The organism is Marinobacter salicampi, assembly GCF_011074795.1.
GTDB lineage: Bacteria > Pseudomonadota > Gammaproteobacteria > Pseudomonadales > Oleiphilaceae > Marinobacter > Marinobacter salicampi.
Genome location: NZ_JAAMPF010000026.1, coordinates 130,219 through 147,329, shown reverse-complemented (window position 1 = coordinate 147,329; position 17,111 = coordinate 130,219). Strand labels below are relative to the sequence as shown.

General features: G+C 59.4%; 10 protein-coding genes. 2 read left to right on the top strand and 8 right to left on the bottom strand.

Annotation, left to right across the window (positions count from 1 at the left end):
- Positions 1–42 precede the first annotated feature (42 nt).
- Positions 43–1,020, bottom strand: coding sequence for an HTH-type transcriptional regulator CysB (cysB, locus tag G7W63_RS14865; protein WP_166259780.1), 978 nt, complete (start codon positions 1,018–1,020; stop codon positions 43–45).
- Positions 1,021–1,299: 279 nt separating this feature from the next.
- On the opposite strand from cysB, the gene G7W63_RS14860 reads away from it, so the two are divergent.
- Positions 1,300–4,008, top strand: a complete 2,709-nt coding sequence (locus G7W63_RS14860) for a winged helix-turn-helix domain-containing protein (RefSeq protein WP_166259778.1) — start codon at positions 1,300–1,302, stop codon at positions 4,006–4,008.
- Positions 4,009–4,322: 314 nt separating this feature from the next.
- Here G7W63_RS14860 and dinG read toward each other — a convergent pair whose 3' ends face one another.
- From dinG to G7W63_RS14835, 5 genes are all read right to left on the bottom strand, one after another.
- Positions 4,323–6,485, bottom strand: a complete 2,163-nt coding sequence (dinG, locus tag G7W63_RS14855) for an ATP-dependent DNA helicase DinG (protein WP_166259776.1) — start codon at positions 6,483–6,485, stop codon at positions 4,323–4,325.
- Positions 6,485–7,258 carry a general secretion pathway protein GspB gene (locus tag G7W63_RS14850; RefSeq protein WP_166259774.1) on the bottom strand — a complete coding sequence of 258 codons (774 nt, stop codon included), beginning with the start codon at positions 7,256–7,258 and terminating at the stop codon, positions 6,485–6,487. Before G7W63_RS14850 ends, dinG begins: the two co-directional genes overlap by 1 nt.
- On the bottom strand, positions 7,258–8,967 hold the full coding sequence (locus G7W63_RS14845) for an AAA family ATPase (RefSeq protein WP_166259772.1): 1,710 nt from the start codon (positions 8,965–8,967) through the stop codon (positions 7,258–7,260). Before G7W63_RS14845 ends, G7W63_RS14850 begins: the two co-directional genes overlap by 1 nt.
- Positions 8,968–9,050: 83 nt before the next feature.
- Complete coding sequence (locus G7W63_RS14840; protein ID WP_166259770.1) at positions 9,051–10,532, bottom strand: DUF3336 domain-containing protein; 1,482 nt, start codon at positions 10,530–10,532, stop codon at positions 9,051–9,053.
- A gap of 60 nt (positions 10,533–10,592) precedes the next feature.
- Positions 10,593–11,405, bottom strand: a complete 813-nt coding sequence (locus G7W63_RS14835; RefSeq protein ID WP_166259768.1) for an MlaA family lipoprotein — start codon at positions 11,403–11,405, stop codon at positions 10,593–10,595.
- A 95-nt stretch (positions 11,406–11,500) separates the two neighbouring features.
- On the opposite strand from G7W63_RS14835, the gene G7W63_RS14830 reads away from it, so the two are divergent.
- On the top strand, positions 11,501–11,908 hold the full coding sequence (locus tag G7W63_RS14830; protein ID WP_166259766.1) for an acyl-CoA thioesterase: 408 nt from the start codon (positions 11,501–11,503) through the stop codon (positions 11,906–11,908).
- 27 nt (positions 11,909–11,935) lie between these two features.
- On the opposite strand, the gene G7W63_RS14825 is transcribed toward G7W63_RS14830, so the two are convergent.
- Positions 11,936–13,057: a beta-ketoacyl-ACP synthase III gene (locus G7W63_RS14825; RefSeq protein WP_166259764.1), complete on the bottom strand. Its 1,122-nt coding sequence runs from the start codon at positions 13,055–13,057 to the stop codon at positions 11,936–11,938.
- 97 nt (positions 13,058–13,154) lie between these two features.
- Positions 13,155–17,012: an ATP-dependent RNA helicase HrpA gene (hrpA, locus tag G7W63_RS14820; protein WP_423202294.1), complete on the bottom strand. Its 3,858-nt coding sequence runs from the start codon at positions 17,010–17,012 to the stop codon at positions 13,155–13,157.
- Positions 17,013–17,111 lie beyond the last annotated feature (99 nt).

The window sequence follows — 17,111 nt, the reverse complement described above, 5'->3', positions numbered from 1 at the left end:
TGCCCCCGGTTTTTTATGGCGGTGAAAAGCGAAGTCGCGACTTCAGTAGGTGGGCAACTCCACGTCCCTGAACAGTTCTTCGATCTCTGACCGGCTGCCCTGGTGAGCCACGGCTTCATCCACTCTTTCACGGGTGAGATGGGGTGCAAAGCGCTTGATGAAGTCGTACATATAGCCTCGCAGGAAGGTACCCTTACGGAAGCCGATGCGGGTGACGCTGGGGCGGAACAGTTGGCGGGCATCCAGCGCCACCAGGTCGGTATCCACATTCTCGTCGAACGCCATGCTGGCAATGATGCCTACCCCGAGCCCCAGGCGCACATAGGTCTTGATGACGTCAGCGTCCGCAGCCGTAAAGACCACCCTGGGTGTCAGGCCCATGGTCTGGAAAGCCTCGTCCAGCTTGGAACGGCCGGTAAACCCGAACACGTAGGTTACCAATGGATATTCCGCCAGTACCGGCAAGGTCAGTTCGCCCAGGGAAGCCAGCGGATGATTCTTCGGAACGATCACGCTGCGGTTCCAGCGATAGCAGGGCATCATGATCAGGTCGTTGAAAAGCTCCATGGCCTCGGTGGCAATGGCAAAATCCACCGCACCATTGGCGGCCATTTCTGAAATCTGCATGGGCGTTCCCTGGTGCATATGCAGGGAGACGTCGGGGAAAGCCTCGATAAAGCCCTGTATCACCGGCGGCAACGCATAGCGGGCCTGGGTGTGGGTAGTGGCGATACTGAGGTCGCCCTTGCGTTGGTTACTGTATTCCTGGGCAATCTTCTTGATGCCCTCAACCCGACGCAGAATCTCGCCAGCTTCCCGGATGATGGTTTCCCCGCCGGGGGTAATACGGGTCAGGTGTTTCCCGCTGCGTGCGAACACCTCCAGTCCCAGCTCGTCTTCGAGCAGGCGGATCTGCTTGGAGATGCCGGGCTGGGAGGTAAAGAGGCTCTGGGCGGTGGCTGAGACGTTCAGATCATGATGCGCGACTTCCCATATGTAGCGCAGCTGCTGTAGTTTCATCGACCCGATCGCTCCTGATTGTGAAGAACATGTTTTAAAAGAAAGGTTTTAAAGACCTTTATAGAATAGATAGTGCCTGATAACTCAGTGTAGACCAAATCCTGACGAATCAAGTGCCGGCCCTTGACTTCACCACGACAAAGCACACAATTCGTTACTTGAGGGACCCGAGCCTGTAGTCCCAGATGACCACCAGACAGGATCACCTGACGGTCTGGCCGCGCTACCGACAGTCGATTGCGGAGCCGGCCGTCCTGTCCAGAGCCACGCAGTCAGCCAATGCTTCTAGCCACCAAATTCATGCGACCCGCCCCGGATGCCCGCGCCATACCCCGCGAGCGTCTGACCAGCATGCTCGCCCAGAGACCCACCAAAAAGTTGAATCTTGTTGTGGCGCCGGCCGGCTTTGGCAAGACCACCCTGGTGAACCAGTGGTGTGACGATCTGATGACCCAGGCCCCGCCTCCGACTGTGGCCTGGCTGGCTCTGGACGAGCACGACGACGAGCCCCGGCGATTCTGGCAATATGTCGTAGGCGCCCTGGAAAACAGCGGGGTTACGGGGCTCGAACACTGCCGTCAGCACATCAACAGCTACAGTGTCCAGGAGCTGGAAGGGGCCATCACCACCCTGATCAACGCACTGGTGAGCTGGGGCCAGGAAGGCGTGCTGGTGCTGGACGACTATCACTTGGTGCATGACCACCGGATCCACCGCCAGCTCACGTATTTTATCGACTATCTGCCACCCAATATCACCCTGGTCATCGCCTCCCGGGTCGAGCCCGAGCTGCCGGTGGCCCGCTGGCGTGTGCGGCAGTGGGTGGACGAGATTCACCCGCAGCTACTGGCGTTTTCCGAACGGGAGTGCCAGCGCTTTTTCCAGGAAACCATGGCCCTGCCGCTGTCACCGGAGGATGCCCACCGCATCTGGAAAACCACCGAAGGCTGGGTGGCCGCCATGCAGCTGGCGGCGTTGTCGGGTCAGGATGGTAACCGTGTTGACGGACGCACGGCCTCCCCCATTCATGTCAGCAGCCGTCAGATCAGCGAATACGTACTGACGGAAATTCTGGCGCAACAGCCGGAAGACGTCCGCCGGTTTCTGCTCGACACGGCCGTCTGCCCACGGCTCTGCGCGTCCCTGTGCGATTCCATGAGGCAGGCCGATGACAGTCAGGCGCTGCTGGAAACCCTGACCCGGCGCAATCTGTTCCTGATACCACTGGACACCCGCCAGGCCTGGTTCCGTTACCACGACCTGTTCCGCGAGGCACTGTTGCAACGTGCCCGGCATGCTGACCCCGGTCGGGTCGACGAACTGCAGAACCGCGCCATTGATTGGCTGCTGGTGCACGACCATATTCAGGAAGCCATCAGCCAGATCGTTCAAAGACAGGAGTGGCCCTGGCTTGCCCGGGTGCTGGAGCAGCACGGCAATAATCTGATCCACGGGGGTTTCCATCTGCCCGTGCTGGACTGGCTCGACGCCCTGCCCGCGTCGGAAATCGAGGACAATCCCCGGCTGCTGATGTTGCAGATCTGGGCGCTGTTTTTCGCCAATCGTGTAGCTCCGATCAAGGATCTGCTGGCGCAATTGGAAGACCTGCTGGACAGGCGCGTAGCGGACTCCCATCCCGATGCAGATGGCGCTTTGGGCCTGCAGAGCGAGATTTCGCTGATGCGTTCCTATCTGGCCCGTTCCCGCAGTGATGACAAAAGCGCCCAGGATCTCACCAACCAGGTATTGAGGGACATTGACCACACCCGCATTCCCCTCAAGTCGGTAACCTATTACGGCCTTGGCCTGGACTACTATGGCCGGGGTGAGCTGGAAGCCGCCGAGGAAGCACTTCGGTCGGCGGTCAGCCACGGCGAACGGGAACGCAAGCCGTCTACGGTGCTTTCAAGTGGCGGACTGCTGGCATGGATACAGTTCAACCGGGGCGACATGGAACTGGCGCTGGCCACCTGTACCGACGTCAGGGACTGGATCGACCAGCATTACAACGACCCGACACAGCCGAGGCTGATTTCCTGCTGGCAGAACAGCACCCTGGTGGAGATCTACCGGGAGCGCAACGAGCCAGAGCTGGCCGAAGCCTACCTGGCTCCACTGATCGGCCATGTGGAGAGCGGCACAGAGCCCGGGCAGCATGTCATTATTCAGTACGTGCGTGGGCACCTGGCCTTCAGTCAGGGCCGCTACGACGAGGCCCTGGCTGCGCTGGAGGATGCCGAGTCAGTGTCGGAGCGCCGGGGCGAAGACATTGTCTTTGAACCGCCGAGTTGCGCCGCACTACGCGCCCGGTGTCATCTGGCAAGGGGCGACCTGAACCGCGCCCGTAGCTGGCTGGAGAGGCGCGAAAACAGCCAGTTCCGTAACCCTTTGAATCGAGAACAGAGCGCCATCAGCGCCGTTCGCGTACTCCTGAGCTTGCGACAGCCCGCAGAAGCCATCGCCCTGCTGGCTCCACTACGGTTGAGTACCGAACAGGGACATCATTACCGACACCTCATCGAGGTGCTCGTGCTCTACGCCGAGGCCCTGAAAGCGGAAGGCCAAAGCCGGGACGCGGAACAGCTGCTCATCCAGGCCCTGCAACGGGCTGCAAAAGCCGGTTTCCTGCGCATGTTTGTGGAAGAAAGCCAGGTTATCCAAAGCATGATTCTGGCCCTGAACGGCGCTGACCTGCCTGCAGTCTGGTTTGCCGAACTGGTAGCCATGCTTCGTGAGGCGCCGTCCGGGCCAGGCCCGAAAAGCGCAGGGGAGCGACAGGCTCCGGTGCAACTGGTTGAGCCGCTGAGTCAGCGCGAAGAAGAGGTCCTGAGCCTGATTAACGAAGGCCTACCCAACAAGGAAATCGCTCTGCGGATGAATGTGGCAGCCACCACCGTGAAGGCCCATATTCGGAATCTGTATGGCAAACTGGACGTTAGCAGTCGTACAGAAGCCCTGGCACGGGCCCGCCAGCTGCGCCTGCTGTAGAAAGTCCTGCAGAAACGCGAACGGCGTCACACTTTTTTTCACTATTTTAACGCCACTACGCCCTTTGGACGATCCGGGTACGCCCCCTCCTCCCCTATGATTAATCCAACGATGAGGCACAGCCCCATCAGGAATTTGAAACTTCAGGCCTTCAGATTCCAACTTTGCGTTTTTCAGCGCTAGGGTTTCCACAAACCCGTCTTCCGAAGGTGCCACCACTTGGTTGGCACCTTTTTTTTGCCTGGGTATTTCCTTATGGCCGCCAATCGGAGTGGCCTCCTGGTTCTTGCCACGTCCCACTCTGGGCGCTGGTTTCAGTGCCCGATGATCCGGCGGAACGGCGGTAACGCATCCAGGAGCAACTGGCCATAGCGCCGGCTGATGATGCGCCGGTCCAGAATGGTTACCCGACCGGTATCCTGTTCGGTCCGCAGCAGCCTGCCGACGGCCTGGACCAGTTTGATGGAGGCGTCCGGCACGGTAATTTCCATAAACGGATTTCCGCCCCGCCGGGTAACCCATTCCGCCAGACTGGCTTCAATGGGGTCGTCGGGCACCGAGAATGGTAACCGTGTGATGATCACATGGCCCAGGTAGCGCCCGGGCAGGTCGATCCCCTCTGCAAAACTGGCAACACCGAACAGTACACTCGGGCGACCCTCGTCAACACGCAGGCAATGCTGGCGTAACACTTCACCCTTGGCCATATCGTCCTGGGTAATGATCATGTCCGGGTAGTCCGGCGCCAGACGGTCCCGAACCGCATTCATCTGGCGGCGTGCCGTAAACAGCACCAGGGTGGCTTTCTCCCCCGCCCAGAGTTCCGGCAGCCTCGCCACAAGGGCATCGGTGAAGGCCTCAGCATCTGTAGGCAGGACTGCCATGGCAGGCACCTCGACGGTGGCCATCTCGTGATAACGGAACGAGCTTGGGACCACCAGGAAACGACTCGCTTCCGGCAGCCCGGCACGGGCCTGGAGCCGGTCAAAGCGTCCCAGTGCAGTGAGGGTGGCGCTGGTGAGAATGGCGCCGTAAACCCTGGACCAGAGGCGGGTATAGAGCAGGTTGTCTGCCAGCACAGGGCTGCTGTACAGGGTAATGTCTTCGGCATGGTCCCAGCGTTGGCGTATGGCCCAGCGAGCCGGCGGTGGACCGCCACGACGGCGACCTTCGCCTTCATCCAGATTCTTTTTCTCACACCAGGCCACCCACAGACGCAGCTGGTCTTCAGCCCGGCTATGAAACCCACCCATTATCGGAAACCATGACTCGGCAGTCTGCCGGTCCACGTCATGCTCGCGTTTGTCGTCAAAAGCTTTCTGAAGTTCATCAACCAACACGCCAAGCTGTCGTACCAGGGCTGCGGTTACTGTCTGGGCACCTTGGGCCAGCTCGGCCATGGCATCCGGGAGTTCACCTTCAGGGTATCGCCATTGGGCTGACTTGCGCTCATCGCTGAAAGCCCACTCGATGCTCTGCTCTGCCTCGTCATAGACCTGGGTCAGAACGCCGTCCACTTCCCGGGCGCAGGCACTGATCTTGTCCACCGCCTTCGCAGCCGCAGTGCCGGGGGTCAGGTAGGGCGGAATCTTTACCAGAGCCTGGGACAACTGCTTCAACCACTGGCGGGTGCCGTTCAGCGGCACAGACGCAGCAAAATGATTGAGCGCTTTATCCGGCAGATGATGGGCTTCGTCGAAGATAAATAGGGCATTTTCCGGTTCCGGCAGGATGGCCCCGCCGCCCAGCGCCAGGTCCGCCAGTACCAAATCGTGGTTGGCGACGATGACGTCCGCCTCTTCCAGACCCTTACGGGCATCAAAGAAGGCGCAGCTGTCAAAGTAACTGCAATGGCGGTTGGTGCATTGGCGATGATCCGTGGTGACCTGGCGCCAGGTCTCATCCGGTATCTGGCTCGGCCAGTGGTCCCGGTCGCCGTCCCATTCACGACTGCCATAGCTGGCCAGCATGCCTTCAAAGAATTCGCGGGCACCTGCTTCCTCTTTCCTGGGCTCGTCCACGAAAAACAACGGCATGCTTTCGCTGTCACCCACCCCCTCGTCATGCAGGCGACCTTCCAGGCGGGACAGGCACAGGTATCGGCCCCTGCCCTTGGCCAGAGTCCAGGTGAACGCCAGCGAACTGTGTTGTTTCAGGTCCGGCAGATCCTTGTTGACGATCTGGTCCTGCAGGGCGACGGTTGCCGTGGAAATGACCAGTTTCTTGCCCAGGGCCTTGGCGACCGGAATGGCGGCGATCAGATAGGCAAGGGTCTTGCCGGTTCCGGTACCTGCCTCGACAACACAGCTGGCGGCAGCCGAGGTACGCTCACCGTCATTGGCGGTGATATCACCCATATAGCGGGCAATCTCGGCGATCATCAACCTCTGGCCGTAACGGGCCTTGATCCCCTTGCCGTTGAGAACGTCCCGGTAGGCCTGCTGAATATCCGTTTTTACACTGTCAGTTAAAGGCATCAGCGGGGGCTAGTCCAGTTGCGGACGACGCCGACGCGGAAACGCTGGCCATCGAGGCTCAGCACGACACCATCCACGGTTATCTGCTCAACCCGAATGCCTGAGAACTGCTCACCCATACGCAGGTAGTTATCGTTAATCATGATTCGGCTGGCCGTTGGGTCTGAGGAGTAAAGATGACTGTTAAACACCAAAGTGGGGATTCTGCGCTGGAATGACATGGGTAACTCCACCAGGTGGGGTGCCCGTTCGCCATAACCTGCAGCACCGGAATCAGCAACCGCACCCGGGCTTGTCGGAGCGGATGTTTTCCAGGACGGCACGATAATGGTGGGTTGCAAGGGCGTGACCGCTGGCACTGCAGGCACTTGCGCGCCGGTTGTGTCTGGCTGGGTTGTGCCCTTAACCGGCTGCTCAATGTTCGCCATGGCCCCGGGATCGCCGCCTCCCGGCTTCGTCGTTTCGGTCTTGCTGGCCTTGTCCTGGGTTGGCGCTGCACCGGCTGTGTCTGCCGGCTCTGGCGCGACCGCAACAATTGCCTTTGCCTCGCTTTCCGGCGCAGCCGTCAGCCCTCCCATCAAGCCCTTCTCGGGCCAGAACACCAGGGCCAGAACCGCTGCGTTCAGGACCAGTCCCAGGCCAATCCATAACGCCACGGGCACGGTTTTCTTGCGGGGGCGATGGATCAGTTGGACCTGTTGGCCAAGGTCAGGAATACGGCCCTGCCGGCGCTCGCTTTCGGACTTCCTGAGGGCGTCGAGAATGTACGACATCAGCCGGGCTCCCTCTCTGCGCTCAGTTGGGGAGCGTCCGAATCCAGATCGTTGTTCATCTGGATCAGCGTCATGGCACCTGCGATACCATCGACCTCCAGCCCCTTAAAGGCCTGGTACCAGCGTATCTGGTCGCTCTGATTCATGTTTTCGATGTCGCGTCGTTGCTCCGCATCCGGGCTGTGCATGTCGATAAGCTGCATCATCCGCGCAGTCAGCCACAGAGCCTCCCGGTCCGCCGCTCCCGGCTCCGCTCCCCGGGACAGGTAGGGAGGCAGCTGCCAGACAATGGAGTAACCGCCCAGCCAGTATTCCTGGATCTGCGCCACCGAAACCCAGCGTGTCCCTGCTGCCGTGTCGATAACCGCCTGGTCATCCTCAATCCCGAGCAAGGTGACAAACCGCTTGTCGCCGCCCAGTTCCCTGAGGTCCAGAATGGCCGGATGATTCAGACGTTCCAGGCTGCGCCAGCTGCCTTCTCTGTGCAGGCAGCGCAGACCCCGGGATTCGGCGAACTCACAGGCCAGGGGCTGCTCAGATGGGTCATAGTCCAGCTCCCAGGCCTGGAAAAGTGCCTCATAGGCCGGAGCCAGGGCCATGGCATCGGACTCCGGGTTGAAGTCACCCACAGCCGCCTCATCGGACTCACCGTTAGCCTCCCGCACTAGGGCCGACGCAATCGCCGGCTCCGGCTCCAGCTCAGGCACCGGAGCTGGTTCGCGTTGCGAAGAATCAGGGCTGCGCTCGATGGTCCCCGAGAGCGCCGGCGCCTCGGCATTTTCAGCCACAACCCCATTCCGGTCCATAAAAGCGATGGTCAATACAATGGCAGCGCCAATACTGGCGGCCAGCGTGGCATACCGCATGCCTGGTGTCAGTCCGGAACCGGACCCACCCTTGACCGGTTTGCCCAGAACTTCCCTGGCCGCGCCCTTGACGTGATCGGCCTCCACCCGGTGCTCTCCGTTAGCGTAGGCACCCAGCAGGGCCCGGTCACTGATCAGGTTGATGAGCCTGGGCACGCCGCCACTCAGGCGATAAAGCTTTTTGATGGCGCCCGGGCTGAACAGGTCGCTGCGCTGGCCGGCAACACTAAGCCGGTAACGCAGGTAGGCGGGCAGCTCCTTCCGGTCCAGGGCATCCAGGTGGTAGCGGGCAGTGACGCGCTGGGATAACTGCCGGAGTTCAGGCCGGGACAACATGTCCTGAAGTTCGGGCTGGCCAAGAAGTACGATCTGCAGGAGCTTTTTCTCAGCAGTTTCCAGGTTGGTGAGCAGCCTCAGTTGCTCAAGTACTTCGGGGGACAGATTCTGTGCCTCATCAATCATCAGGACCTTATGGCGGCCGGCGGCATGGGCGGCCAGCAGGTCGGCATTGATCAGATCGATAAGGCGCTTGATGCTGGAACCGGCCGGGTGCCGGATGCCCAGTTCATCGCAGATACTGGACAGGAGCTCGCGTGCCGACAGTTTCGGATTGAGGATAAGTGCAATGTCGACGTGGGCAGGCACGTTTTCAATGAAACAGCGGCTGACGGTGGTCTTGCCGGTGCCCACCTCACCGGTGACCACGATGAAGCCACCCTGCCCCTGCACACCATACATAAGGTGAGCCAGAGCTTCCTTGTGACGCTCGCTCAGGTACAGGTAACGTGGATCGGGGGCAATCGAGAACGGAGGTTCCCGAAAACCGAAAAAGTCGTAATACATGGAAATCCAGTCAGGGCCAGCGGGGGGTCATAATCATACCGCCACGGCCAGCCCGGGGCTACCACCGCAAAGGTACGGTTTTGTTAACCACTGTCATTGGTTGAGACCAGACGCAAGTCCCGTGGAGATTCCGCCTGGCGTTCCTTGAGCCTGCGAATACAACGCTCCAGGGTATTGGCAATACGACCGTGGGAGCGAATCATGGAAATTTTCGGCCAGGTCGCCCGTTCCCCTTCCAGAATCAACTGCCGGGCGAACGCCGGGTCCGGGTTAGACAGCATGCGCCGATAGTGTTTCAGGGTGTAGGTTGGCGCGATGGTGACGTCCCCGGAATAGCGCTGGGCCATTATGGTGTAAAACTGTCCCGACACCTGACGAAGCAGCTCAGGCCTTAGTCGCTTTCTCATGAAATCGAACAGACCGCGGCCATGAAACTGAACCTCGGACTTGAGCAGGTGAAAAGGCAGTCCGGCCAGGCCCAGTTTCTCGTCCTCACCTTTCATGGAGAGGAAGGGGACAACATGGGGATTGGTCTGGCTCACGATGGTAAAATTGACATCGTACAGATGCCGCAGGCGCTCAACCGGAAGGTCGCTGACAACTGAGCCGTCCACAAATCTCAACCGCGTGGTATAAGGCAGGACACTGCCGTGGAGATCTTTTTTCATCAGCGTTACCGGCGCAAAGATCCCGGGTACCGCTGCACTTGCCAGTACCGCGCTCCACACCATCAGGTAGGGCGACGTATAGCCACACAACAATCGGGCTTTCTGGTTTACCTGTACCGGCGAGACACTGACGTTGATAGACCTGCCGGTTTTCTCGAACGCCTCCTCGAAGGTGTACTCACCGATATTTGCCCGCAGACAGGCCTGGAGCTGGGACTGATCCATAAGGCCTTCCCCCCGCATGGCGCTGTAAATGCCTTTCCACTTCCAGGCATTCAGGTGGTGGGATTCGGGATTGAGCATCTCGGGTATCTCGGCGTCGGTATGGACACCAAGCATGCCGGCCATCACCGCACCCACACTGGAGCCTGCGATTACTTGGGGCAGCAGGCCCTTTTCCCACAAAGCCTTGATAACCCCGAGGTGAAACATGCCAAGGGTGGCTCCGCCGCTGAGAAGCAGAGCCGGCCGGCCATAGCTGGTGAGTGTGTCCCGGAAAAACCGGATCTTTTCGCTGAGGGTGAAGTTGGCAATTGGCTCATCACACAGAAAATTTAGGGAATCGCAGACCTGGTTGATATATTCCTCAATCAGGTGCTTGGTCCCGACCCGGGAACGGGTGTACAACGCCGGATTGCCCATATTGCCCAGATCGTGGTGAAGGCCTTCCCTCAATGCCCTGCGCAGTCGGTCGTAGTCCTGCTTCTGATGGTAATACTGCAGGTTCCTCAAACGCTCGTAGATAAGCTCATAGTGGTACATGTCAGAGGCAAAATCCTCTTTCCACTCCACATTGCCTTCAAGATAGTCCAGCTCAAGCGCAGCGGCCTTCCAGACCTCGTAGTTCGGGGCTTCTGCCAGCATTTTCCTGAATTTACGAATGCGGCTGTCAGTCATAGTGGTGTGGCTCCGCAGGCCTTGGTCGGTCGCCTGACCTGCGCTGATAGCGAACGGCCTCTAGAAGTCATCCAGCATCAGGTCTTCATCGTCATCACTGGCGAATGGATCAGTTTGTGTTTTGCCATCATTGACCAGATATTCCCGGCGCTGCAAGTAAGCGTTCCGTACAAAAGTGTAACTGTCCCCCGAGATGAAAGCCTCCGCCCGCATCAGGTCAGCCCGACGGTCGACGATCTGCAGAGCCCGTGCATAGTAAACCTCCGGGGACTCGGCCAGGTCCCAGGGTGAAGGCGTGACAAAAACATCAAACCCGAAGCCGGTAAAATCCCGGGCAGTGGATGGCCCAAGCAACGGGAGCATCAGGTAAGGACCGGTATCAGAACCCCAGTAGCCAAGAGTCTGACCGAAATCTTCCGGCCGCTCAGGTAACTCGAAGGCTGTCGCCACGTCAATAAACCCGCCCAGGCCAAATACGGTGTTGTACGTAAATCGCCCCACGGCAACCACCGCAGACTCGCCCTTCAGCTGCAGAACACTGTTGGTGAAGTTGCGCACTTCCGTGAGATTATTGAAAAAGTTGGTCACAGCCTTGTCGGCAAACCCGGGCATGACTGCCTGATAGCCTTCCGCCACTGGTTTAAGGAACCAGTCATCCAGGAACTGGTTAAAGCGGAAGACGCTTCGGTTCCAGTCTTCGTAAGGGTCTACTTTTTCACTGTACTGCCGTGAAGGATCCGATGCCTTGTAAGCCTCTGCTTCGTCCTCGGAAAACTGGGCCCAACCAGAAACGGGAGACAGCAGAAGGCATGCGGTCAAAAAAGAGGTAGCGGCAACCTTGTGCTTGGTCGACGTAATGCTTGGTGCTTTCATGATCAGGCCTGGGTTTTGACTTCAATGAACATTCGTCGACAATAGCGGTGTTTCTCTTTATTTTTATTACTTGCCAAACAACCCAAGGGGTCACTATGTCGGAGTTAGGAAATCTGGTTCACACGCTTTCAATGCCGCTACGCTGGGGCGACATGGATGCATACGGCCATGCCAACAATACAGTTTTCTTTCGCTTCTTCGAAGAAGCTCGCATTACCTGGCTGAGCTCCCTTGAGCTGGGTGGCGAAAGTGAACCCACAGGCCCGATCATTATCAAAACAAGCGCCACGTTTCTCAAGGAACTGAGTCACCCTGCCACCGTCGAGGTCAAAACCTATGCCGGCAAAGCGGGCACGACCAGCCTTGAAAACTGGCATACCGTGACCGACTCTGACACAGGTGATCTCTATGCCGAAGGCTACGCCAAACTGGTCTGGTTTGACCGGACAGCGCGCAAGTCCACTGCCCTGCCCGCGCGTCTTCGGGCTCTGGCTGCCGAATAGGGCACAGGCCAGAACCCTGCAACAAACCTAACGGTGCTGAACAACCACACTGCCGATCGAGTAGCCGGCACCGAACGAACAGATAACCCCGAGGTCACCGGTGCCAAAATCGCCCCGGTGCTTGTGGAACGCAATGATTGACCCGGCGGAACTTGTGTTGGCGTATTCGTCCAGAATGACCGGCGCCTCTTCCCGGGTGGCGTCGCGACCCAGCACCCGGCGGGCAATCAGTTCATTCATGTTCAGGTTGGCCTGGTGCAACCACATCCGGCGCAGACTGTCAGGGGAAAGTTCCAGGCTCGCCAGGTGTCCTTGGATAGTTTCGGCAACCAGGGGGGACACTTCCTTAAACACTTTACGGCCCTGCTGAACGAAGAGCTTGTCCGGTTTGTTGACGCCTGATTTGTCCGCCCGGTTCAGGAAACCGAAATTATTACGGATGGCGTTGGAAAACTGGGTCTTGAGCCTCGTGCCCAGGATTTCAAAACCATGCCCCTTGGCCACATCGGTTTCCCGCTCCACCAGAATGGCGGTGCAGGCATCGCCAAAGATGAAGTGGCTGTCGCGGTCGGTGAAATTCAGGTGCCCCGAGCAGATTTCGGGGCTGATCACCAGCACGGCTCTGGCTGTACCATTCTCAACCGCGTTCACCGCGGCCTGAAGCCCAAAGGTGGCCGAGCTGCAGGCCACGTTCATGTCATAGGCAAAGCCATCAATACCGAGCGCATCCTGGACCTCGATGGACACGGCCGGATAGGCGCGCTGCAGATTGGAGCAGGCCACAATGACCGCATCCACGTCCCGGGCGGACTTTCCGGCCTGTTCCAGGGCGCCACGGGCGGCCGCCACTGACATCTCACACTGAATGGATGGCTCTTCATTGCTGCGATCCGGAATGTGGGGACACATGCGTTCCGGGTCCAGAATGCCGTCCTTATCAATGACGTGGCGTCTTTTGATGCCGGAGGCCTTTTCAATAAACGCAGACGAAGACGGCGCCTTGGCCTCCCGCTTGCCCTGGGCGATCTCGTCGGCATAACGCTCGTTATGAATGTCTACATAGGCATTGAACGCCTCAACGAGTTCATCGTTTTCGATGACCGCTGGTGGTGTGTAGAGACCTGTTCCGCTGATAACGGCTTTAATCACACGTGACCCCGATTTTTAATGTACGTACAAGAATATTACCACAGTACGACAGAACTGCTCGCCGCTACAATCGTCGCATTTCCTGCTCCCGAGCGGGTTATACACGGACGTTCTGCCACTGCCTGTCCAGCCTCTGCACCGACACCGGCAATGCCGTACCAAGCTGCTGGGCAAAAAACGAAACCCTGAACTCTTCCAGCATCCAGCGGTAGAGAGTCAGCTCCGGATCCCTGATGCCCTGGCGTTGCTGATCATCCCGCTTCTTCTCGTAGCGGGCCCACAAAGGCGCCATGGTGTGGAGGAACTCCCGTTCCCGGCCCATTTCCCGGCTCATCTTTTCCAGCCTGACATCGGCCGCCTCAAAATACCGGGGAAAGTGGCCGAACCAGGTCCCGGGTGTCTGCACCAGAAACCCTGGGTACACCAGGTTCTGCAACTGGAATTTGAGATCAGCCATGCTGTTGGCTTGGGCCAGGTTGATCTTGCCTTTAAGCTGCTTCATCACGCCGTGGTAACCGTTCATGGCTTCGAAAAGCCGTGCGTCCGCCAGCTCCAGAGCCGGCAGGAAGTCGGGTCTGCCGGCGTCGTAAACTTTCGAAAATTCCGCCTCGGAGCGTGGCGGCGGGCCGGCCAGGAAATGCGCCATGGCGGTGGCCAGAAGCAGGTCATCAAGAAGCGCGCTGGCCTTGCCAACGGGCGCGAACATGAGGGCTGACCTCTTGAAGTGCCTGAGTCTGGTATCGATGCCATCCAAGGTGTTGCCCAGGCGCTGGAGAATCAGCCTTGCGACCCCCCGGCGAGTGGCATCTTCCGCGGTCAGCGCATCGAGGTAGCGGGTCTTGCGAACGGCATCGCCCCGGTCCTCAAGGGCCGGATAAACGGTAACCTGCATGCCGGCCTTTTCGGTCTGGACGGATTCCGGTACCTCGCCAAAATTCCAGGATCGCGACTCCACCCTGGGCTGGTCCCGCTCGCTGGCCTCCACAGCCGTTAACGCTGCCTCTGCCTGCCGGTCAAGGCGGGCCTGAACAGCATGGATGTCCCGGCCCTCTGCAATAACCTCGTTTCGGTCATTGAGTACTTTCAGATTCATGAGCAGGTGTCGGGGCAGTTGCTCTGGCTGCCAGGCTTCGGGATCAATGGTGACGCCGGTCATCCGTCTCAGTTCCTGTCCGAGCTTGAGCGTCAGGTGTTCGTTGCTGGGGCTGAGATTCTCCAGGGCAGCGTCGACGAAGTCAGGCACCGGTACAAAATTTCGACGCAGGGTCTTGGGCAGCCCCTTTACCAGCGCGATGCATTTTTCACGGAGCAGGCCCGGCACCAGCCACTCAAGTCGGTAGACAGGCAGCTGTTTGAGCGCCATGAGGGGCACATGCACGGTTACGCCATCGTCCTCACCGGTGGGCTCGAACTGATAGCTCAGGGGATAACGGACGCCATCCCACTCCAGCTCATCAGGAAACTGCTCGCCAGTGGTAGCATCCACAGGCCGCTGCAAGACATCGGACTGGGAAAGCTCCAGGTATCGAAGGCCTTCGGCGTCCAGGGACTTCCACCAACTCTCGAAGTGCCGCCCACTGACAACCGTAGCGGGAATCCGCTCGTCGTAGAAATCCACCAGAACCTGCTCATCCACCAGCAGATCCCGCCGGCGGGTCTTGCGCTCAAGGTTATCCACCGTGGCCAGCAGGGCCTGGTTATTTTCAATGAATGGCGCTTTGGTGTCGTAGTCCCCCTCCACCAGAGCCCGCTGGATAAACAGGGTGCGGGACTCGATCGGGTCAACCTTGCTGTAGGCAATTTTGCGGCGCGGAATAACATCCAGACCGTAGAGGGAGACTTTCTCGTAACCCATCACCTGAGCCCGTTTGCGCTCCCAGTGGGGCTCGAAATAATGCCGCTTGACCACATGGGATGCCAGGGGCTCAACCCACTCCGGTTCAATGCGGGCCACCACCCTGGCAAAAACACGGCTGGTCTCCACAATTTCAGCAGCCACGATCCATCTCGGTGAAGCCTTGGCCACTTTGGAGCCGGGAAAGATATGCATTTTGCGGTTGCGGGTGGCAAGGTATTCGCGCTTCTCAAGCTTGGTGGCCACCTGGCCCAACAGACCCGCGAGAATAGCCTTGTGGATGCTGTCGTAGCTGGCCGGCTCAGGGTTGAGTGCGAGTTTCTGCTCGCGGCAGATGAGCGTCAGTTGACGGTGAACGTCCCGCCATTCCCGCATGCGCATCCATGAAAGGAAGGTTTTCTGGCACACCCGCTTGAGCCGGTTCTGGGAGAGCTCCTGACGCTGCTCTTCGTAAAAACGCCAGAGATTGAGCAGGGTGACAAAGTCTGACTCCTTGTCGTTGAACGGGGCATGCGCCTGGTCCGCCGCCTGCTGTTTGTCCTGGGGCCGGTCGCGGGGGTCCTGGACACTCAGGCCGGCGATAATAACCAGAATTTCGGCCAGGCTGCCCTGCTCTGCGCTGGTCACCAGCATACGTGCCAGGCGGGGGTCAACCGGCAGTCGGGCCATGGTCCTGCCCAACCTGGTCAGTTGCCGACGGCCATCGACCGCGCCCAGTTCCTCAAGCAGCTTGTAGCCGTCGTTGATTAGCCGGTTATCGGGCGCTTCCAGAAAGGGAAAGCTGCGGATCTCACCCAGGCCGGAACTGGCCATCTGCAAGATGACCGAGGCCAGGTTGGTACGAAGAATTTCGGGTTCGGTGTAGGCCGGCCGGTTCAGGAAATCGGTTTCATCATAGAGCCGGAAACAGATGCCAGGTGCCACTCTGCCGCAGCGTCCCGCCCGCTGGTTGGCGCTGGCCTGGGAAATGGCCTCCACCGGCAGGCGCTGGATCTTGGAGCGCACACTGTAGCGGCTGATACGGGCAACCCCGGTATCGACGACATAGCGAATGCCAGGAACCGTGAGGGAGGTTTCGGCAACGTTGGTTGAAAGCACGATGCGCCGGCCCTTGTGGCCCTGAAACACCCGGTTCTGTTCCTTGTTGCTCAAGCGACTGTATAGGGGCACGACTTCCGTATGGAGCAGATCCGCGTGACGAAGGTTCTTGCTCAGGGTGCGGATCTCCCGCTCGCCGGGCAGAAATACCAGGACATCACCAGGCGGCTGGCTTGCGGCCCGTTCATGGGACTCGATTTCCTCCAGGGCCCCCAGAACGCCCTCGCTCCAGCTCTGGTCACGATCGTCCTCGTCACCGACCAGTGGCCGATAGCGCACCTCCACGGGAAATGTCCGGCCGGACACTTCGATAACCGGGGCGTTGTTGAAAAACTGGCTGAACCTTTCCACCTCGATGGTGGCAGAGGTAATAATGACCTTGAGATCCGGACGCTTGGGCAGCAACTGGCGTAGATAACCCAGCAGGAAGTCGATATTGAGGCTACGTTCGTGGGCCTCATCGATAATGAGGGTGTCGTAGCGATCCAGAAACCGGTCGTGCTGGACTTCCGCCAGCAGGATACCGTCTGTCATGACCTTGAGCCGGGACTGCTCCGAAGTGGTATCGGTAAAGCGGATCTGGTAACCCACCTGTTCCCCCAGGGGCTCTCCGATCTCCTCGGCAATACGGGCTGCGACACTGCGGGCGGCAATTCGCCGGGGCTGGGTGTGACCAATGAGCCCACGTATGCCGCGGTCCGCATTAAGGCACAGTTTCGGGATCTGGGTGGTCTTGCCCGAGCCTGTTTCGCCGGCCACTATAACCACCTGATGCTGCTCAAGGGCCGTCCGGATATCGTCAACCCGGTCCGAAACCGGCAACCCGGGCGGGTAGTCCACCGGGCGGTGCCGAGCCTGTCGTTCGGCTACCCGGGCCACGCCCTGGTCGAGCCAGCCCCGGATCTTTGCCATCTCAGGGCCGCCCGGCCGACCCTTGGATCTGGCCACCAGTTGCCGGATGCGCGCCGCTTCCTGCTGGTTGCAGCTCTCAAGCTGCGCCATGACAGCGGGCAGAGACGCTTCCCCATGATCGGGCTGGTCGGTTCTGTTACGGGGAGCCTTGGTCATCAAGCGTGCTTCACATCCTCACTGAACAGTTGC

Coding starts and splice junctions, on each gene's coding strand:
- cysB (WP_166259780.1), bottom strand. CDS start 1,020: ATGAAACTACAGCAGCTGCGCTACATATGGGAAGTCGCGCATCATGAT.
- G7W63_RS14860 (WP_166259778.1), top strand. CDS start 1,300: ATGCTTCTAGCCACCAAATTCATGCGACCCGCCCCGGATGCCCGCGCC.
- dinG (WP_166259776.1), bottom strand. CDS start 6,485: ATGCCTTTAACTGACAGTGTAAAAACGGATATTCAGCAGGCCTACCGG.
- G7W63_RS14850 (WP_166259774.1), bottom strand. CDS start 7,258: ATGTCGTACATTCTCGACGCCCTCAGGAAGTCCGAAAGCGAGCGCCGG.
- G7W63_RS14845 (WP_166259772.1), bottom strand. CDS start 8,967: ATGTATTACGACTTTTTCGGTTTTCGGGAACCTCCGTTCTCGATTGCC.
- G7W63_RS14840 (WP_166259770.1), bottom strand. CDS start 10,532: ATGACTGACAGCCGCATTCGTAAATTCAGGAAAATGCTGGCAGAAGCC.
- G7W63_RS14835 (WP_166259768.1), bottom strand. CDS start 11,405: ATGAAAGCACCAAGCATTACGTCGACCAAGCACAAGGTTGCCGCTACC.
- G7W63_RS14830 (WP_166259766.1), top strand. CDS start 11,501: ATGTCGGAGTTAGGAAATCTGGTTCACACGCTTTCAATGCCGCTACGC.
- hrpA (WP_423202294.1), bottom strand. CDS start 17,012: ATGGCGCAGCTTGAGAGCTGCAACCAGCAGGAAGCGGCGCGCATCCGG.